The organism is Oscillospiraceae bacterium (assembly GCA_025757985.1).
Lineage (GTDB): Bacteria > Bacillota > Clostridia > Oscillospirales > Ruminococcaceae > Gemmiger.
In genome coordinates this window covers 1,502,052-1,520,457 of record CP107210.1, presented here as the reverse complement: position 1 = coordinate 1,520,457, position 18,406 = coordinate 1,502,052, and the positions used below count along the sequence as shown (strand labels likewise).

Here is an 18,406-nt window from a genome sequence, read left to right as displayed (position 1 = left end):
TTACATATAAAAAAGCAATGCTGTATCTTCCGATTCTGGACGATACAGCATTTTCTTTGCAATTATGAAAAGATGTTGCTATAATAGAATCATCTCTCTGAAACGCGAGGTTTCTCCCATGAATTTATATATCAGTGCCGCCGAGTATGACTACCACACCCTGCTGAAAGTGGCCGAGATGGCAGGGCTTGCGGGAATCATTGGTTTTCATGAGGCCGGGGACGGCTATCTGGTAACTTTCCCGGATGGTGAAAATGCTGAGGCTCTCATCAACGATTATAAAGGTCGGCTGCGCGATTTGGAAAACAACATTTGGATGCACTAATGTAGGCATACAAATCGAAATTATTCGGGAAATGTGATTAACAGCGATGCAAATCCTGATGTCGCAATAAACATTTATCGATCGTCTACTAATTCTATGCCCGAAGTCAACTTAAAAAATCTCATAGGTAATAAATTTGCTGATGTTGTGATAACAAGAAACGGAACATCTTATAGTGTCGGGCCTCGCGCCGGAATCGGCACACGTTACTTGCAAAGAACATCATCTATTTCAAATTCTGGTGGAGGCCAATATATGCGGTAGGGGACAACGCCGTCTCCGTTTTACGCATATGATGTTCCTTATAATGTTTTCACCTGACTTTATGGTTGAGAAATATGAAAAAAGCCGCAAGATTCTCAATTGAAATTCTGTCCCTGCTTCTTCTCATGAGCCACTTTTTGGCTGGTTGCTCGGAAGAATACGGTTATAATTCCGAGGTTGCCGCCACAGAGTCTGCAACGCCAGCGCCAACAATTATTGATGAGGACGCGACGGAAACTGTTCCGTCTTCCGGCGAAGAACTGCATATGCTTACCGCACAACAGGGAATTGCCATGACTGTGGGCGGTGAAACAGCAAACGGGTGTTATAGTTTAGATCCTTACCCGGACGCATCCGCAGATATTATTTATTATGATTACTTAACGCAGGAATGCATCAGGTTATCTGCTGACGCAAATTTGGGGCATGATGCTGCAAGTACCGCCTACATCCCATCCTTTAAGGGTGGCGCAAGGTGCTTTGTTGTAGGGGACTATCTGTATGTTATAAAAAACGGACAGCCTTATACAGATGCCTCGGTCTCGGGTAATGACCCCACGGCCAGAATCTACAGCATGGCATTGGATGGTTCCGACAGAAAAATTCAGGAATACGGGTCGAATATGGTTTTCAATTGGTTTGGAGGCGTTGCAGGCAATGGAACGGATGCCCTTTTCACAATTGTGTCCATTGTCGACCCGCAAAAAGCGGAGGTGAAGTCCGCTTTAGTAAAATTCGGAAGAAATCTTTCGGGATATGAAATTTTATATGAGTGGAACGATGACGTTGTTGCTAATCTGGTCGGAACTTGTGATGATTCTTTTATTGCTACCATAACGTCAAAATCTGACCCCACAAAAACAGAATGGATAAGTATATCGCAAGAAAGAGTGTTGAAAGACAACTTACTCGGCGATGAAAAAGAATCCAATATCACGAGCTACACGATTTATGATGGCATTATGTATTACACAAAAGAAAAATCTGCCGCCGTTTACCGCTATGATATTCTCCATGATGTTCATCTTGAAAGCCTCGAAACTGATGAGTATGAAGATTTTCTTCCCTCTCGTACAATGATAAGTTGTGAGGTTAGGGATTCACATTTAATTCTTTATTTAGCGAACGAAGCCCTGTACAAAGGTACTTATGCTTCTGTAGATTTAGATACAATGCAGATTGCCCCATTGAATCTTTATGCAAAAGAAAACGGAGAGGATGTCTTTGTGGGAATATTTGCAGAGGGCGAAAAAGATTTCCTTGTTCGTGTTGGAAAATTCACACGAAAAAGAAACGATTACGGGACGGATGGGACCCCTTTCACCTATGAGCAAAGTTTCGAGGATTATGTACTCATCAGAAAAGAAGATTATTGGAATAGCCGGCCTAACTATCTAAGATTCAAATATTATGAGTAATCATGTGGATACAAATGTGGATACAAATTTGATTTTGAACGCATGGCGAAAAGCAAGGCGCTGAGCTTTAGCTGATTATGAATCTTACAAGGAGGAACGAATATGAAACTTTCTTGTGCCAAAGGCTTAAAGAAAAGGCGGCTTCTATATGCTGCAGCTTTCGGCGTCTTGCTGTTGATACTCGTACTTGCGCACCATATCCTTTATCAAAACAAGGGGGTTGACCGTGGGGAAATGTCTGCGCCGACAGATATGTTTACATCGGAAGACTCGTCTGAGCCAACGGAAATGTCTGCGCCGACAGATATGTTTACATCGGAAAACTCGTCTGAGCCAACAGAAGCATCGCACGAAATGATACAAGCATGGGACGGCAATGTTTCCCGCCTGCAAAAAATTAACGGTCCATATTCGACAGGAGTTGTTTCTGTATTGGCACTCGTCGATGACGAGGTATATTGCTATAATGTAGAAAATACAGCAACGATCTTTGCCTATAATCTTCAAAGCGGCGAGCGCACCATACTGGGACAAATTGACGGTTTATCGGTGGGGCTGGCACAGCCGGTCCTTTTGGACGGAAAAATATATTTTACTGTAAACAAAAGGACAGAAAACCCCGATATGGGCAACACCCTGATAGCCATTGACTGCCAGGAAAAACGTGCTTCGGAGTGTGTTTCCATAAAAGCCTCTGACCCGTTTATGCATATTGCCTTGTGGGGAGATCAGTTGCTGCTCTTGACGAGGGACGAGCTCGAGGACGGATATGTCAGTGAATTTTTTTCCTATAATCCGAGCACTGGCATGGTTTCCGAGGAACTAACGGAAAAAATATCCAAAGATGGTATGAGAGGCAGAATAATTTGGTGCTTTTGTGCGGCAGGGAATTTTTTATACACGCTTGAGCAGAGCGGCTCTGCCGATGCGCCGAGATTTTTTTTGGTAAAACGCGATACCGATTATATACAGTTAGCCGAATATGAAATAGAAAGTAAAGATTTACCTGCGCGTCCGGGAGAAATGTTCTGCGTAGACGAAAACCATTATGGTCTCCGAACTTTCGATGCCGACCTCCGTATTTTGGAGATTAACGCCAACAAAGGTGCGGAAGCAATCCAATTACTGGAGGAAACCGGCACGACAAGCGATTTGCAGGCAACAATTCCAACGCTTTACAGCAAAAAAAGCATATATTACAGAAATGCGGATAGCGCCCCTTTGTACAGTGAACTGCCCCTCCAAGTGCCGGAGGACGAGGAAATCTACCGCATTCGTTCGTGGAAAGATACGTTTTTGATTGAAAGCGTTTCGTCAAACACAACGTTATACAATACGATACACAGCTGGTATTTGCTTGCGCCGTCAACAAGCGATTGAACACAGGCTGCCGCTCATCAATGGGTAGCGGCAGTCTGCTGCGGCGCTCTATTTGTGGCCGCATTCTACACGGCGTTTGCCCGTGCGCAGTTGCCGCCTACCGCTAAACGTGGTAGTGTTGCGTGATTCCGGCGCTTTGCTTGCTTTTTATGATTTTTTACCGCCTCGTTGCTATAGGAATTACCTATGCAGGTCTGCGCGCCAAGGCAAAATAAATGGCAGCAAATTAAAAGACTGGTGATGCTCTGGCATCCATCCAGATACAATTGCGATAGGGGGAGAATCATGCATAATTCATCGTTTTGTCGAATGGCTTTTACCCTTTGTATTTGTCTGCTGTTTTCCGGATGTGCAGCTTCTCTTTCCGATGCAAACGCCAAAGGAAAAGAAACTGTCACAGAAAGTACATCGCAGACGGATTCTGTGGATTTGACGCAGCCATCTGACGGAAGTTCTGATGCCGCGCAGATGAAAATCATTTCATCCGCCAATGGTATTATCGCTTCTGGCATGTTGGGAAATGAAAAGGGCTGCTACGAGGTCTTTGATCGACCTGCCAACGGCGGAAACCTACTATATACCGACTATGCTACAAAGAGCCATATTTATCTTTCTAACCAGATTAACAGTGATCACAACAATGAGTCCGATACCAGTTATCTGGAAAGTACAATTGGCGGTTGTTATCTTGCCCTAAGTGATGATTACCTTTTTATTTTCAAACTGAACACGCCATCCTTTGCGGCAGACGAAACTTCTGAGCGACAAGGGTATATTGCACGATGTAACCTCGATGGTGCAGACCGACAAATCTTGACGAAATTGGCTGCGAATGAATCAATCGTAAGCGGCTGTGTTGCCTGCGACGGCGAAAATCTTTACTATCTTTCTTGTCTGCTTCAAGACAATGGCACAACAACCCCAAGCACATTGATTCAGTTGAAGATTGCCGATGGTACGCGACGGGAAATATGTCAACTCGATTCGGAATCACGACATTTCATCGTCGGAGCGCATCAAGATAAAATTATCCTAAAAAGCATTTTGAATCCGGCCAAGTTAAGCGATGACCTTTCTGCGGATGATATCGTACGCGCTGTCCAAGAGCAGGTACATCAGCTTACACTGCTTTCAACTGATGGTCAACAGCAGGAGCTTTGCCGCTGGAAGCAAGATGAGCGAAGCGAGATGTTTATGAACGGGAATATGTACTATTGGGACAAGGAAACGAACGGTCTTTATTGCTGGGATTTGGAAAGCGATACGCCGGAATGCTTGTTCTCCGATCCAATTTGTTTCGACGATGAAGTATCTTACGACCAACTTTCATTAAGTGCAGATTCTTTCGATGGGCATTTGTTGGCCACTGCTATGCATGATTCAGGCGGTCAGGCAGTTTCGTGTGCGTTTGATCCAATCAGCAAGTCACTTCAAAAATTGACTCTGACATCCGATGATGAGAAAAGTGTTTTGATTTTAGCAGAAGGATCGGAATATTTTCTTGTTAGGTATGGCCTGATGGAATATGAGGTGCCAGACTACGCTCCGGATGGACGCGAAATTACCACTACAATGCTTTTGCCAAACCTTCGCCTGATTGCAAAAAGCGATTATTGGAACAATATTCCGAACTACATACTCCTCGACGATTATGTATATAGCAAGAAATCATAATACGCACTGGATGGTTCGATCATTCTTATCTCAACCTTTTGGAACAAAGAAAGCGTACCTCTGCCATGCAACTTACATTGAACGATCTGCGCAAAACCTATCTGCTGCCTGCCCCGCTGCTGCACCGCCGCGGGCAGGGCAAGCCGAAAACCAAACAGGCTCTGGCCGGGGTGTCCATCACCCTCGGCCCGGGCCTGTTTGGCCTTTTGGGGCCGAACGGCGCGGGGAAAAGCACGCTGATCGGCATCATTACCGGCGGGTTGGCCGCCGATTCGGGCGAAGTGCTGTGGTGCGGCCGCGCCGCGCACGGCATCGCGTTCCGCCGCGTGCTCGGCTATATGCCGCAGCAGCAGGGTCTGTACGACAACTACACCGGCCGCCGCTTCCTCGCCTACATGGCCGCGCTGAAGGAGATCCCGCGCGCCGCCGTGCCCGGCGAGGTCGCGCGCGTGGCCGCGGCCGTCAACCTGACCGACGAGCTCGACAAGAGGCTGGCGGCGTACAGCGGTGGCATGAAGCAACGCCTGCTGCTGGCCGCCGCCCTGCTTGGCGACCCTAAGCTGCTGATTTTGGACGAGCCGACCGCCGGTCTTGACCCGCGCGAGCGCGTGCGTCTGCGCACACTGTTGGCCGGCATGGCACAGGACCGCATCATTCTGGTGGCAACGCACGTCGTCTCGGACATCGAGAGCGTGGCGACCAAGGTGATTTTGCTGCGCGCGGGCAAGATCGTGGACGCCGCGCCCGTGCCCGATCTGATCGCAGCCCACGCCCCCGGCGGCGGGCTGGAGGACGTGTATCTGAACGTGTTCGGCGAGGAGGACGGCAAATGAGCCTGTTTTGGGCCGAGCTGCGCAAGGTGTGGGGCAACCGGCTGTTCCCGCTTTTACTGGCCGTGCTGGCCGCCGCCAACCTGCTGCTGCTCTGGATGGGCACCCGCCCCACCTCCGGCCAGCCGTCCGCTGCGGCTTACCGCGCCGTCGGCGCGCAGCTTGACGGCCTGACGATGGAAGAAAAGGGCGCGTACCTGCACGGGAAATATACCGAGATTGAAAGCCTTGTCAAGATCGGCGGCTTCTACCGCGATATGGCCTACGCCGGCAACAGCTACCTGCAAGCCTACCGCGACGAGAACGCTGCGATGTTCGACGCCTACGAGCAGGAATACAAGGACAAAAGCTATACGCTGTTCACCGACGATCTGAACACCGAGTACCGGCTGTTCAACCAGCTGCAAAATGAGTACGACACCGTGGCCTCCTACACCGATTTTCTGGACGGCGTGCAGACCAAGGCGACGCAGCTGGCGGGAATCTCGATCTTTCAAAACGACAAGACCGGCTACGACTTAAAAAACATTGAAGCTACGGCCAAGGTGTATGCGGGGCTGACCGCGACCGAGATCAGCTACTACCCGCAAAAAGGGCTGTACACGGCGATCTCCTACGCCTTTACCGACCTGATTTTACTGGCCGCCATGCTGCTGTTGGCACTGCTGCTGGTAAGGCAGGAGCGCGACAGCGGTTTGTTAGGGCTTGTGCGCAGCCTGCCGGGCGGGCGGCTGCAAACGGCGCTGGCTAAGCTGTCGGCGTTCGGCGTCAGCCTGTTGGCCGTGCTGACGCTTTTGTACGGCGTAAATTTGGCCTACTGCAATGCGAGCTTTGGTCTTGGCCCGCTGACGCGCACGATTCAGAGTGTGCCGGCCCTGATGCGCTGCACGATGCGAATTTCCGTGGGGCGGTATCTTGTTCGCTTTCTGCTGGCCAAGTGGGCCGGGGCGTTCGTGATGGGTCTTTGGGTCATGCTGGCGGCGTTGACGGCGCGCCGCACCGCCGCGGGCTGGGTGGGCGCGCTGGCCTTGCCGTTGGCCATGTACGGCGTGCGCGCAGCCATCCCCGCCACGAGTCGGTTAAACGTAATCAAGTACGCGAATCTGGTCAGCCTGCTGCAAACCAATGAGCTGTTGGGCAACTACCGCAATTTATTCTGGTTTGGCAGTCCCGTTCCTCTGCCGCTCGTCGAGTGGACGGCGGCCGTGTGTTATGGCGTTTTGTTCGCGGCAGCGTTCTGCACGGTGTTTGCCCGCGCGCAGCTGCTGCCCGCCGCCAAACGCGGCATCGTGCTGGGCCTGACGCGCAAAACAAAAGCCACTTCTATTATAAAGGAAGAAGCCCGCAAGCTGCTTGTGCTGAACGGCGCGGCGGTGTTTCTTGCGGCGTTTCTGGTGTTCGGTGTGTATCAGGGCGTGACGAGTGAGAGCTACATCGACGCCGACGAAATTTACTATGCCTATTACATGAAGCACATCTCCGGTCCGTGGACGGCGGAGAGCCGCGACTGGTTGACTGCACAGGGCGAGGAGTTCGCCCCGATGCTGGCCGTACAGCGGCGCGTGGCGCGCGGAGAGCTGAGCAACGAGGCGATGCTGGCCTACGGCGCGTTGCAGCAGAAGCACAATATTTACCAGCAGGTCGTGCAAAACAATATCAACTACTACTTAAAGGAGCACCCCGGCGCGTGGCTGGTGTACGAGAGCGGCTACAAAAAGCTGTTCGGATTGTCCGGCACCGCCAATGTGCAGGATACGCTGTGGGCGGGGCTGCTGTGTGCACTGTGCTTCAGCGGTCTGTTTGCCATGGAGCGCAAGGGCGGCATGGAGACCGTGCTGCGCGCGACGCCCTTAGGCCGCCGCGCCACCGTGCGCGCCAAACTGCGGCAAAGCAATTTGGCGGCCATCGTGATTGCGGCAGGCACGGCGCTGCCGCATCTGTGGCAGGGGCTGCGCGATTACGGCTTGCCCGCGCTGTTGGCCCCCGCAATGAGCATTTCCGAGTTGGAAGCCGTTCCGAAATGTATCACGCTGTCGGATCTTTTGCTGTTTTGGCTGCTCTGCCGCGCGGCAGCCTGCCTGTGCATGGCGCGGCTGACGCTGTGGTTGGGGCAAAAATTGGGCAGCCTGTTGGCGGCGCTGTTCGTCTCGGCAGTCGGCTACTGCCTACCCGCGCTGCTGGCGCTTTCGGGCATGAGCAACGGCATCGAGTGGCTGGGCTTTTACCCGCTGTTCCACGCCGCCGCGCTGTGCCAAACGCAGGGCACCAACGCCGCCGGTGCGCCGTACAACCTGATGTGGGTGCCGATATTTTTGGTGCTTGCAGCCGCGGCGCTTGCGTGGGCCATCGGCAGCGATTTGACGGAAGCCTACGAGTGGGCGGGCGTAGATTTGGACGCATTGTGAGTCTTTGCAGAGGTTTGCAAATCAGTACTATACACGCATGGCTGCTAGACAACGGTCACGCCGGATTTTACGAATAATCAGGTGTTACACATGATGAACAACATCAATTTACAAATTGACGCCGCCGCACGGCAGGTATCGCAAAACGGCAAAGCCGTGTACCTGACGCAGACCGAGCTTGCCCTGCTGCTGTATTTGCTTGACAACGCCGGTCGCATCACCACCCGCCCCGAGCTGCTGGCGCAGGTCTGGGGCATCACCGCGCCCGTTCACACCCGCACGGTTGATATGCACATCGCCAAGCTGCGCCGCAAGCTCGGCACGCAAATCGAAATCACCTCCGTCATGCGCAAGGGGTATGTGACGAAGAAAGCCTGATCAATGCAAAATCAAAATAAGAGCATCGGGTCCGTCAATCCTCCATTCAGCATCACCTCAAAGTGCAAGTGGTTGCCAGTGCTGTCGCCGGTGCTGCCGACATATCCGAGGGTTTGTCCTGCGGTCACGGTTTGACCGGACGTGACGATAAACGCGGTCATGTGGGCATAGCGGGTGGAAAGCCCTGTGCCGCTGTCGAGCAGCACTTGGTTGCCGTAGCTGTCGTTCCAGCCGCTGACAAGCACCGTGCCGCTGTGGGCAGCTAAGATGGGTGTGCCTTCCGGCGCGGGAATATCCGTGCCGCGATGCCCGGCATTGCCGAAGGCGTCCACTTCCCCGAAGTGGCAGGATATATAAGTGTGCCCCGGCAGCGGCCAGCATAACTCGCCATCTGCAACAGAAGTCCCGCCGCAAAGTGCCAACAGGCTGGGGCGCATTTCATCGGAGAGAAGTTCGTGCAATATATCGTTTTGGTCTTGGGTGAAATTGTACAACTCGGCCAGTTCATCCACAGTTTTGCTGCTGACGGTGATGTGCAAAATATAGTCGGTCTGCTGCTCCGGGTCGGGGTCGTCCTCGGTGGGTTCGGGAGTGGTGTCTACTTCTTCGACCTCGTAGGTGATCTCGTGCATAGACCAAAAGGCGTCTTGAATACTCTGCTTTTGGGCGGCATTGATAACGATAACATCGCTGTCGGAGTTTAGGTTGGTATCTACCGCAAAGATAGCCAGCACCTCCGGCCAGTAGTTCGCCCAAGTGTGACCGCCCTCGTAGTCGTATTCCATCGTGGTTTCGCTGCACTCCGGGTGGGCGGATACGATTTCATTGATGCCCGTGCCGAAACCGTGACAGAAAAGCCGATGTTTCGCCGCAGTATCGCCTTCCAGCGCTGCGTGATCCCCGCCACCGGCTTTTATGAATGGGACGCCGCCAAGCACAAATACAAGAACAAGCTCCAACACTCAATAGCCTTTGCAAAAAATTACAAGCCCGCCCTTTTTTGCAGCGGCAGCCAGCCCTTGCATTTATTGTCGATATCTTGACTGTAATGGAAGAACTGTGATACAGTTAGAGAGAAAAGGGAGTGCTTTATGGATGTTTTTCCATGCTGCGAACAGCTGCACACACTCTGCCCGGTGCCGTTGGACTTCTGCAACCGCGTGGTGGATACCAAAAAGACGGCGCACAGAGCGCCGTCATCAAAAACTGCCTGCAGTATATTTCCACCCATCTGCACGAGGAACTGCGTTTAGAGGAGCTGGCGCACGAATGCGGGCTGCGCAGCCGCAGCAGTACCGCGATAACCCGCACGGCGCATACGAATCGCAGGAAGGAGGGGGACACGATGGTCAGTGACGGGGATTTTTATCGCCAATATCTGAACGGTGATGACGCAGGGCTGGAGGCCCTGATGGAAAAATACGGCGATCCTCTGACTGTGTACCTAGACGGCTACCTGCACGACATACACGAGGCGGAGGAACTGATGCTGGATGTGTTCGCCTATCTGTTCACGAAAAAGCCCCGCATCCGGGAAGGCGGCTTCAAGGCGTATTTATATAAGGCGGCGCGGCACATGGCGCTGCGCCATAAAAGCAAACGAAAGCTGATGTTCAGCTTAGACGCGCTGACCGATGAGCCGGACGGGCAGCAGCTGGCGGAGGAGGTCATCGGCACAGCGGAGCGCAACCGCATTCTGCATTACTGTATGGGCGAAATGAACCCGGACTATCGGGAGGTTTTGTATCTGACCTATTTTGAGGGGATGAGTTACGCGCAGGCGGCGGAGGTCACGGGAAAAACCGTGAAGCAGATCAGCAATCTGGTGTATCGCGGAAAAGAGAGCCTGCGCAAATTACTGGAACGGGAGGGAATCACAAATGCGGAGCCATGAAGAACGCTTTGCGGAAACAAAGCGGCGCATCGCCGCAAGACAGCGCAGGGAACAGCGGCGGCGCAGTACGATCACTACGATTTCTGCTGCTGCGGCGTGCCTTGTGCTGATCGTGAGTGTGTCCTTTGCCATGCCCGGCATGGTTGCGGGGATCCGCCCCGGCGATTTCGCGGGCTTTGAAACGGCCGCCAGTATGTATGGCGGCGGCGCGGCGCTGGGGTATATTGTCATCGGGCTTTTGTCCTTTCTCTTGGGCGTGTGCGTGACTGTTCTGTGCTTCCGGCTTCGGCAGATAAATCGGGAGGACAGTCAGGATAGGGAAGGCGAGGGGCGGCATGGAGCTGATTGAGAACCTGCTGCAATTATTGACCACCTTCCTCGGCGCGGTGCTTTCGGGTATTGCATGGCAAAAAAGACGCAGACAGGCGTATTTTTTGCTGCTTTGCTTTTACGGCTGCTTTGCCCTGGGATCGCTGTACTGGACGCTGTACCTGCTGCTGTTCAACACCACACCGCGAGTCTTTTATGTGTCGGAGTTCGGCTGGGTCGCCAGCGTGATTTTTCTGCGGATTTTGCAGGTCACGCTGACCGATTCGGGGGAACGCGGCTTTCGCTGCCGAAAAGCGTGGCTCGCCCCTTTGGTCGGCGTGCCGCTGCTGGTGTTCTACTGCACGTATGGGGACGTTCTCTCCAACCTGATTTGGTGCGGCTTGATGATCTGGCTGTCCTTCTGCGCTGTACGGGGGCTGTTTTATGCAAACACCCTGACAGGCAAAGCGCGGAATCGGCGGTATTTCCACATCGGTATGCTGTGCTATGTCGGTTCGGAATATCTGCTCTGGACGGTGGGCTGCTTCTGGTCGGCTGCCTCTTTCGCAAGCCCTGCATTCTGGTGCGATCTGCTCCTGACCTTTGCTCTGCTGGGGCTGCTGCCCGCGGTAAGAAAGGCGGTGGAACTATGACCTACATTGAAAATATCTTCCTCTGTATGGTGTCCCCGCTGCTGGTGGCCGCCCTGTGCATGGGCAGACGGCAGCTTCGCTTTTTTGTGTTCTGTATCGCCGGAATGGGCGTGTGTCTGCTTTCGGCCTATATCAACACCTTTCTCGCGGCGGTCTGTCATGCAGACGCCCTTGCCGCCACGGCAGAGATCGCACCTGTGGTGGAGGAAATTATGAAGTTGCTGCCGCTGGCATTCTACTTGCTGGTGTTTGAGCCGGAGAGCGAGAAAATCAAGCCCGCCGCCGTCACAGTCGCGCTCGCCTTTGCCACCTTTGAAAACGTGTGCTACCTCATCCAAAACGGCGCCGACCGATTCTCGTTCATCTTTTTTCGGGGCTTCGGTACGGGTGCCATGCACGTTTTGTGCGGTATTATTGTGGGCGCCGGGCTTGCCTACTCATGGCAGCGGACATGGCTGAAGATTGCCGGAACCTGCGGGCTGCTGGGCGCGGCGATCACCCTGCACGCCATCTACAACCTGCTGATTGCCTACGGCGGTGCAGCGCAGTACATCGCCTACGCCCTGCCGGTGCTGCTGGTAACGGCGGGAAAGCTGTCTGCAATTCGCATATCACGGAAGAAATAACCGAATATCCGCTTCTTAGGAGCCGCCTTTGGGCGGCTCTTAATTTTTTTGTAAATTTTTGCATTTTGGGTGAGAGTTTTCCCGAATTTTTGTACCTATATAGGTGAAAGAACTTTTCACGCTTAGGCAATACCGGAAAGGAGGCTTCCCCGATATGTATGATACCGCAAGACGGGTCGAGCTTGTCAAAAGGCAGATACGCAAAAACACCCGACGAAGGCAGAAACGCGGCATCGGCAGGCTGAGCGCTGTATGTATTCAAAAATAGCGCAGCCCTCCTTACACGACCGTCAGGGTGCCGAAGTAGGCGGCAACCGCGATAATCAGCACGCCGCCCGCCATAGCCCACGCGCCGCTGCTGATGCCGGGGCCGTTGTGGTCTTTGAGGTTGGTGCCGAGCGTGACCGCGCCGAACAACAGCAGCAAACCACCGGCAAAAGTCACGACATTAGAAATCAGGGACGTAATCGTATTTACCATTTCCATTTTGATAAACTCCTTTGTGTTTTGAAAAATAGGTACAAAAAAGCCACGGTGCAAAGGTGCATCGTGGCGAAATAGGGCTATAAAACAGGAACGGGGAACGGCATCTGAACCGTTCCCCATCGATTGGCATTTGGCGGGTGTGCCCTTTCCCGCATTTCTTTTGGCCCAGTGGGCGTGTAGCAGCACATTCTCTACTTCAAATGCAACCTTATCCTATGCTTATTATAACAGAATTATTCTTTAATGTAAAGAACCGGATTCTTGTCCATAAGTTTTTTAAGATTTTTTTCACGAATTCGATAAAATGTCATAACTGAGTTTTTGAAATTTGGATTGTCGGTATCTAAAACTAAGCGCAGTACAACATTGAGATTTGTTTCAGGTAGTCTTTTTACTGCAAAAACAGTACCAACATTCTTTACATCCTGAATCAAAATATCTGGCGATAAAACCGTGTCCCGCCCGTACTGTTCAAAAAGCAAGTAATCTTCTGGATGCCGTTGTTTAATGTGTAAGACACGTTCATCTGTTACAACAACTTCTGTTGTCTGTAAAGGGCCAAACGTTTCAGTAAATGGAGCAGGATTTAAATAGTCATCCCTCGAATCAAATAAACTAAGCTGCTCGCCCTCCAGCGAGAACTTCTCATCCAACTGCCATAAGGTATAGCTGCGGTTGAATTTTTCGGTTGCCTTGTTGGGCGTGCTTTGCAATTCCATCATCAGCTGCCACAAGTCTGGGTGTGCGTGGTACAGGTGCCGCAGCTCTGACATAGACGCATTGGGACAAAACCAGCACCCGCCACGGTGGCTGTATTGGTACAGAGGCGAAAGCAAACCCTCTGCTCTGCACATATTCCACGCATCCGACTCCGTCACCTTGTATTTTTGCATAAGGGATACCTGTCCGGGCTTGAGCCGTGCCAATCGGATCGGCTCATCGTAAGCTATCTCCAAGTATTGCACGGTGTCAGGTGGCAAGAACTTCTGGTATTCCTTGATGGGCGGCAGCTTGCAATCTCGCTGGATGCTGCACCGGCCCACCAGCGGGAACGAGGACAGCTTTCCCTTTGAATCACCTCGGCTGACCACATGGAAAAAGCAGGATTGGTAGGTCTTTTCGGAACGAAGAATCCTTGTAGGAATACCGCGCTGCTCGAAATACGGTATGGCGGTGTCGTAGATAAATCGGGTATAGGCTTGTAATCAGTATTCATACCGTTTTCCTCCAAACGATTTAAGTTGACTGACTGATTAACAGAAGTTGCGCACAGGAAATAAAAAAAGAGCACCTCTTGGTATTCCAAGAAGTGCTCTTACGGTTATATCTAAATCTAATGCTCCTCACCGAAACGTAGCTACGCGTTGTCACGCGCCGTCATCTTACACGATTTTGTGGTCAAATTGATGTCAAAATGCAAGTACAACAAGCCACGCTGCCAATATATAGTATTTAGAAAGTTCACGACACACTATATATTGTGGTTTTCTTAGTCGATAGGCTTCATCGTGGGGATTATATTTAGAATCACTTCACAACGCTTCGTGATGCTTTACTATCACGGTTTTGTGTGATTTCCAAATATTCGTGATCCTTCGTGATTCACCATTACTCTCGCGTATTTGATGTCAATTTGCTGTCCTTGGAGAATTTTTGCTGTCAGAAGAAATACTCAGTAAGAGCACTTCTTCGCTGATTAAAAAACATCCAGTGTTGCAGCCAATCGTTCGAACGATTCTTGTTTTTTCTGTTCGGTTGCTTCGGCATAAATGTCCATCGTAGTCTGGATGTCTTTATGCCCCATAACCGATTGGATAACCTTCAGGTTGGTCTCTTTTTCGCAAAGCCTTGTACAGAATGTGTGACGCAAATTGTGTGCAGAAAAGTCTGGAAGCAAAACCGCATTACGGTGCTGTTTCTTTGATGCCACTTCTTCGCTCTCATTGTAATCTGCAATGATTCGCTTGATAGCACGATTTACAGATTGCGGATTGGGAACATTGCCGAAACGGCTACAAAAGACAAATCCTGTCATTCCGTCAATTTCAACATCGTTCCAGCCAGACTCTTTCTGCTCTTCCCGCAGCATTTCAAAGGCATCTTTCACGGCATCAAGCATCGGAATTGTCCGAATGCCAGCATCCGTTTTAGGCTTTGAGATATGCTGAATAGAACTGCGGTTCTCGCCCACCGGGTAATAAACTAGGCTATGATTGATGTTGATAGTACGCCGCTCATAGTCCAGATCATCCCAGCGCAAGCCCAATGCTTCACCGATGCGACAGCCCGTTCCCAGCAGCACCGTAAACAGCGGCCACCAGTGGCAGTAGACCGGGTGATTGGCAATATGCTCCATGAACGCCCGCTGCTGTGGAATCGTCAGAGCATGGCGTACACCGGTGGTCTGTTCGGAGCTTTTCTTTATCTCTGTCAGCACACCATCGGTGGGGTTCTTGCGAATAATTTCGTCTCGAACCGCCAACTGAAAAGTGGGATGAAGAAGTGTATGAACGCTCTCCAATGTATTCACCTGCAAGTCTTGCTTGTCCAGTAAATAATTATAAAACTGTAATACGTCCGAATACCGAATCACGGCAATTTTCTTCTTACCAAACGTGTCACGGACAAAGCGATCATACATATAAAGGTAGTTGCTCCGGGTAGTCTGGCGCAGATTCGTTTTCAGACTCATATAGCGGTCAAAAACAAAGTTGACCGTTGCCTTGCCTGCAACGTAAATGTCCAAACCATCTAACTGATCTTTAGTGAGTTGAGTTTCCTTTTCCCGAAGGGTTACAAGGTCATTTGCGTAGATGTATTTGCGCCGCCCCAGCGGATCTTTATAGGAATACGCATACCGTTTATCGGAGCTGCGCTGCATCTCGCCTTTGCGCAGGGTACGTCCCCGCAAGTCTTTTCTTGTCGTTGCCATATCAATTCTCCTTCTCGAAAGAAGAAGGGCATGATACTTATTCTGGATCTGATAAAATCATATTCAGCCCCAGCAAAACAACTTCTGTCATACTCATTTGATGTTGTGCAGCATAAGAACGGATACGCTCGTATAGGGCATCCTCCACCCGAACATTTACGGATTTCTTTTTTGCATTATCGGATTTTGGTCGTCCCATCTTTGCCATAGCAGTTCTCATCCCTCCACATCAACAGTATACTTATTGTGAAGCAGAAAGTCAAGTTCAGAATTTGCCCTTCCGAATTTAGCAATGTACAATTTATGGCTTTGATTACAGAATATGAAAGGATTCTAGATAGCGTTCAAAAATCTCACAGTTTACCAAAGCAACCTTGTCAATTTTGTAAACAGCTTTAGCTTCCTTGGCGAGTTCTTGAAACTTTGTCAGGCCAAGACTGTATTTTTCAGCTCCTTCTTGATACCGGACAAACTTCTTAGCATTCATCTTTGATTTCTCAACGTCTTTACGCGAATATCCCATATAAAACACCTCTGTCTGTTTGAAATTTGGGTAAACGTCATTCTATAACGATACAAAAATACCGTGGAAAGAGAAGCAATCTTTCCACGGCACGATCTGTCGTTATAGCTGTGCGTTTTTCTCCCTCTGCAATTCCAGACAGGCAACCTTTCCCGGCGCTGTGCCCTACAATGGCCTTACGGCCAGTGCAGTATGTTCTCTCGCATCTTGGCACGCTCGCAGATTCCCGGTCATGGCGCTGCTTCCCCAATGCGGTACAAACAGAGGACGCTATTCTCTTTTTCGGAGGCTTTTAACCCTCCTATAGTATAAGAGAACACGTTCCCGGAAATTTTCGCAGAATTTTTCAAATTTCTTCTAAAAAAGTTAAAAGTATTCGAAGCTGCGCATCTTTGTGATTGAAATATAATAGTTGGATGAAGCTGTTTGGACAGTATTGTATTTCAATGGCTTAAAGATAAAGAAAGTTGCTGGAGAAAAAATTCTCCAGCAACTTTGTCTTTTATGAATAAAGGCGATTTTCGCCCGCCGCTAACATTGATAAGCGCCTGCGTGTTTTCTGTATCCGGAAAGCTGACAATATAGCCGCCCTCGGATTAGTTTGTGTGTTTGACTTACTGTTTATATCTATCTTCTCCTAAATATTTTTCTAGTCATTGCAATATAAAATTGCTTATACAGTCTCTCCTTTAATAGTCCTGGTATTCTGTATAATATACAGAGCGACCGATATGACCATCATTATAGCGCACAAACCAATCAACAGATCTGATACCATCGGTGTAATGTGGAACCATATAATATGCACCGCTGCAGTTCCATATAATAAAAAGGTTACTATCTTTCCATGCCAGTCTGCACCATGTACTTTTCCTGTCTTTTGTATCACAAGACATCCACTGACTACCATATACAGCTCCTTACCTGCCATTATTACGATTAAAAGAAGCACATGCGGAAAACGAGTAAACAGACAGATTAACATCGCTGCCTGTGTCAGCTTATCAGCCACCGGATCAAGTATTTTTCCTAAATTACTAATCCTATGGAATCTTCTTGCGATATATCCATCAGCAAGATCCGTAAGACCAGACAGCAATAAGATTTCACCAGCTAACAGAGGATTTTTCTTTACACAATAACTCCATATAATTACCGGAATCAGACAAAGCCGAAAAAAGAAAGAAGATTAGGAACCGTAATAATTCTATTCAAATTTTCTTCCTGATTCACTTCACTCTGCATGTACGGTTACCTCACTTTCCTTTTTTTTAGGCATAAACCAATAAAATATAACACAAAATGCTAAAGCAAACACAACACCAAAAACATTTTGACTCACTCTAAGACTAACCGCTCCTTGTAGTCCATATGTCTCTGCAGCAATGGCTAAAGCACCAAATGTGTTAAATACTGCCTGCCAGCCATATTGTGCTGAAAATCCTACACCGATTCCACCAAGAATTCCTATATATGCATAGATTGACGAAGGAAGCAGAAAATATAATACTGTAAAACATATAACACCTGCAATATTTCCGACAATCCTTTTATGGACTCTGTAGTGCATATCTTCCATAGACGGCAAAATCACGGACATGGCCGCAATACCAGCCCACATTGCACGTGGCATATTACAAAGTTCTGCAATGCAAAGGACAATCGGTACGCATAAAATCTGACATATCTGCCATTTTGTTCTGGAAGAAGTGATATCAAATTCTTGTATCAGATCTTTCAGATTTTTTTTATAAGTTCTGTTTTTATGATTTCGATAAAATACGAAGCAGGTAAGTGCTGCACCTAAAGCCATTCCGACTAATCGCATCTGATAGCTTTTTCCCGTAACATCATAACCATATAGCAGCAGATACCCAAGAACCAATGTAGATTGATTAAACATGGATGGATTATGGCATCCGAACAGAATCAACACAGCCAGTGCCGCAATATTTAACAGCATTCCCAATACCGGTGAAAACTGATTTGCTAAATGCGGACATACAGTCATAATTACAAAGAACAAAGCCAAAAGCATCGTAGATTGTCCGGTGTGGATCCCCAGATCCGCATTCCTAAACACCATGAGACATAATAAGACTACTACACCTACAATGCTGTTCTCATTTCCAAATAGGATGCTGAAAATACTAACAAAGAAAAAACAAAATGCCATTGTAGCAGCTATCTTCACCAGATATACCCACATATGATATAATTTTTCTTTTAGTGTTTCACTCTTTTTCAACAGGTTTTTAGAACCTGCCTGATTTAACTGCAACTCCTGATAAAATGTCATATAAATTCTC

General features: G+C 49.5%; 18 protein-coding genes and 2 pseudogenes. 12 read left to right on the top strand and 8 right to left on the bottom strand.

Annotation, left to right across the window (positions count from 1 at the left end; all coding sequences use genetic code 11):
* Positions 1-118 precede the first annotated feature (118 nt).
* From OGM67_07575 to OGM67_07545, 7 genes are all read left to right on the top strand, one after another.
* A complete protein-coding gene (locus OGM67_07575; GenBank protein ID UYJ36153.1) occupies positions 119-325 on the top strand; it encodes a hypothetical protein in 207 nt (68 codons plus the stop codon).
* Positions 326-663: 338 nt separating this feature from the next.
* Positions 664-2,007 carry a hypothetical protein gene (locus OGM67_07570; protein ID UYJ36152.1) on the top strand — a complete coding sequence of 448 codons (1,344 nt, stop codon included), beginning with the start codon at positions 664-666 and terminating at the stop codon, positions 2,005-2,007.
* A 102-nt stretch (positions 2,008-2,109) separates the two neighbouring features.
* Entirely contained in the window at positions 2,110-3,387 is a 1,278-nt protein-coding gene (locus OGM67_07565) for a hypothetical protein (protein ID UYJ36151.1), read from the top strand.
* Positions 3,388-3,696: 309 nt separating this feature from the next.
* Complete coding sequence (locus OGM67_07560) at positions 3,697-5,061, top strand: hypothetical protein (GenBank protein UYJ36150.1); 1,365 nt, start codon at positions 3,697-3,699, stop codon at positions 5,059-5,061.
* Positions 5,062-5,126: 65 nt separating this feature from the next.
* The gene (locus OGM67_07555) at positions 5,127-5,894 is read left to right on the top strand and encodes an ATP-binding cassette domain-containing protein (protein UYJ36149.1); all 768 of its coding nucleotides are present in this window, start codon (positions 5,127-5,129) and stop codon (positions 5,892-5,894) included.
* Positions 5,891-8,296: a hypothetical protein gene (locus tag OGM67_07550; protein UYJ36148.1), complete on the top strand. Its 2,406-nt coding sequence runs from the start codon at positions 5,891-5,893 to the stop codon at positions 8,294-8,296. Before OGM67_07555 ends, OGM67_07550 begins: the two co-directional genes overlap by 4 nt.
* Positions 8,297-8,386: 90 nt before the next feature.
* Positions 8,387-8,674, top strand: coding sequence for a winged helix-turn-helix domain-containing protein (locus OGM67_07545; protein ID UYJ36147.1), 288 nt, complete (start codon positions 8,387-8,389; stop codon positions 8,672-8,674).
* Between the two features lie 11 nt (positions 8,675-8,685).
* Here OGM67_07545 and OGM67_07540 read toward each other — a convergent pair whose 3' ends face one another.
* Positions 8,686-9,111 (bottom strand): M23 family metallopeptidase, encoded by a 426-nt coding sequence (locus OGM67_07540; protein UYJ36206.1) that lies wholly within the window; start codon positions 9,109-9,111, stop codon positions 8,686-8,688.
* A gap of 387 nt (positions 9,112-9,498) precedes the next feature.
* Between OGM67_07540 and OGM67_07535 the strand changes: the two are divergent.
* From OGM67_07535 to OGM67_07515, 5 genes and pseudogenes are all read left to right on the top strand, one after another.
* A pseudogene (locus tag OGM67_07535) lies at positions 9,499-9,606 on the top strand (SOS response-associated peptidase).
* 173 nt (positions 9,607-9,779) lie between these two features.
* Positions 9,780-10,568, top strand: a complete 789-nt coding sequence (locus tag OGM67_07530; GenBank protein UYJ36146.1) for a sigma-70 family RNA polymerase sigma factor — start codon at positions 9,780-9,782, stop codon at positions 10,566-10,568.
* Positions 10,555-10,917 (top strand): DUF4179 domain-containing protein, encoded by a 363-nt coding sequence (locus OGM67_07525; protein ID UYJ36145.1) that lies wholly within the window; start codon positions 10,555-10,557, stop codon positions 10,915-10,917. The genes OGM67_07530 and OGM67_07525 overlap by 14 nt, the downstream gene beginning before the upstream one ends.
* Positions 10,904-11,530, top strand: coding sequence for a histidine kinase (locus OGM67_07520; protein ID UYJ36144.1), 627 nt, complete (start codon positions 10,904-10,906; stop codon positions 11,528-11,530). Before OGM67_07525 ends, OGM67_07520 begins: the two co-directional genes overlap by 14 nt.
* Positions 11,527-12,156 (top strand): PrsW family intramembrane metalloprotease, encoded by a 630-nt coding sequence (locus OGM67_07515; protein ID UYJ36143.1) that lies wholly within the window; start codon positions 11,527-11,529, stop codon positions 12,154-12,156. Before OGM67_07520 ends, OGM67_07515 begins: the two co-directional genes overlap by 4 nt.
* Positions 12,157-12,435: 279 nt before the next feature.
* Here OGM67_07515 and OGM67_07510 read toward each other — a convergent pair whose 3' ends face one another.
* The 7 genes and pseudogenes from OGM67_07510 to OGM67_07480 form a co-directional block, all read right to left on the bottom strand.
* Positions 12,436-12,642 (bottom strand): hypothetical protein, encoded by a 207-nt coding sequence (locus OGM67_07510; GenBank protein UYJ36142.1) that lies wholly within the window; start codon positions 12,640-12,642, stop codon positions 12,436-12,438.
* 233 nt (positions 12,643-12,875) lie between these two features.
* Positions 12,876-13,535, bottom strand: a complete 660-nt coding sequence (locus OGM67_07505; GenBank protein ID UYJ36141.1) for a hypothetical protein — start codon at positions 13,533-13,535, stop codon at positions 12,876-12,878.
* Positions 13,536-14,338: 803 nt separating this feature from the next.
* Positions 14,339-15,574 (bottom strand): site-specific integrase, encoded by a 1,236-nt coding sequence (locus OGM67_07500; protein ID UYJ36140.1) that lies wholly within the window; start codon positions 15,572-15,574, stop codon positions 14,339-14,341.
* Positions 15,575-15,611: 37 nt separating this feature from the next.
* Positions 15,612-15,782, bottom strand: coding sequence for a hypothetical protein (locus OGM67_07495; GenBank protein UYJ36139.1), 171 nt, complete (start codon positions 15,780-15,782; stop codon positions 15,612-15,614).
* A gap of 105 nt (positions 15,783-15,887) precedes the next feature.
* Positions 15,888-16,097: a DUF6462 family protein gene (locus tag OGM67_07490; protein UYJ36138.1), complete on the bottom strand. Its 210-nt coding sequence runs from the start codon at positions 16,095-16,097 to the stop codon at positions 15,888-15,890.
* A 673-nt stretch (positions 16,098-16,770) separates the two neighbouring features.
* A pseudogene (locus OGM67_07485) lies at positions 16,771-17,342 on the bottom strand (CDP-alcohol phosphatidyltransferase family protein).
* Positions 17,332-18,396, bottom strand: coding sequence for an FUSC family protein (locus OGM67_07480; protein ID UYJ36137.1), 1,065 nt, complete (start codon positions 18,394-18,396; stop codon positions 17,332-17,334). Before OGM67_07480 ends, OGM67_07485 begins: the two are co-directional and overlap by 11 nt.
* Positions 18,397-18,406: the final 10 nt, after the last annotated feature.

Excerpts from the sequence above, each read along its gene's own strand:
- OGM67_07575 (UYJ36153.1), top strand. The coding sequence starts at position 119 with ATGAATTTATATATCAGTGCCGCCGAGTATGACTACCACACCCTGCTG.
- OGM67_07570 (UYJ36152.1), top strand. The coding sequence starts at position 664 with ATGAAAAAAGCCGCAAGATTCTCAATTGAAATTCTGTCCCTGCTTCTT.
- OGM67_07565 (UYJ36151.1), top strand. The coding sequence starts at position 2,110 with ATGAAACTTTCTTGTGCCAAAGGCTTAAAGAAAAGGCGGCTTCTATAT.
- OGM67_07560 (UYJ36150.1), top strand. The coding sequence starts at position 3,697 with ATGGCTTTTACCCTTTGTATTTGTCTGCTGTTTTCCGGATGTGCAGCT.
- OGM67_07555 (UYJ36149.1), top strand. The coding sequence starts at position 5,127 with ATGCAACTTACATTGAACGATCTGCGCAAAACCTATCTGCTGCCTGCC.
- OGM67_07550 (UYJ36148.1), top strand. The coding sequence starts at position 5,891 with ATGAGCCTGTTTTGGGCCGAGCTGCGCAAGGTGTGGGGCAACCGGCTG.
- OGM67_07545 (UYJ36147.1), top strand. The coding sequence starts at position 8,387 with ATGATGAACAACATCAATTTACAAATTGACGCCGCCGCACGGCAGGTA.
- OGM67_07540 (UYJ36206.1), bottom strand. The coding sequence starts at position 9,111 with ATGCGCCCCAGCCTGTTGGCACTTTGCGGCGGGACTTCTGTTGCAGAT.
- OGM67_07530 (UYJ36146.1), top strand. The coding sequence starts at position 9,780 with ATGCTGCGAACAGCTGCACACACTCTGCCCGGTGCCGTTGGACTTCTG.
- OGM67_07525 (UYJ36145.1), top strand. The coding sequence starts at position 10,555 with ATGCGGAGCCATGAAGAACGCTTTGCGGAAACAAAGCGGCGCATCGCC.
- OGM67_07520 (UYJ36144.1), top strand. The coding sequence starts at position 10,904 with ATGGAGCTGATTGAGAACCTGCTGCAATTATTGACCACCTTCCTCGGC.
- OGM67_07515 (UYJ36143.1), top strand. The coding sequence starts at position 11,527 with ATGACCTACATTGAAAATATCTTCCTCTGTATGGTGTCCCCGCTGCTG.
- OGM67_07510 (UYJ36142.1), bottom strand. The coding sequence starts at position 12,642 with ATGGAAATGGTAAATACGATTACGTCCCTGATTTCTAATGTCGTGACT.
- OGM67_07505 (UYJ36141.1), bottom strand. The coding sequence starts at position 13,535 with ATGCAAAAATACAAGGTGACGGAGTCGGATGCGTGGAATATGTGCAGA.
- OGM67_07500 (UYJ36140.1), bottom strand. The coding sequence starts at position 15,574 with ATGGCAACGACAAGAAAAGACTTGCGGGGACGTACCCTGCGCAAAGGC.
- OGM67_07495 (UYJ36139.1), bottom strand. The coding sequence starts at position 15,782 with ATGGCAAAGATGGGACGACCAAAATCCGATAATGCAAAAAAGAAATCC.
- OGM67_07490 (UYJ36138.1), bottom strand. The coding sequence starts at position 16,097 with ATGGGATATTCGCGTAAAGACGTTGAGAAATCAAAGATGAATGCTAAG.
- OGM67_07480 (UYJ36137.1), bottom strand. The coding sequence starts at position 18,396 with ATGACATTTTATCAGGAGTTGCAGTTAAATCAGGCAGGTTCTAAAAAC.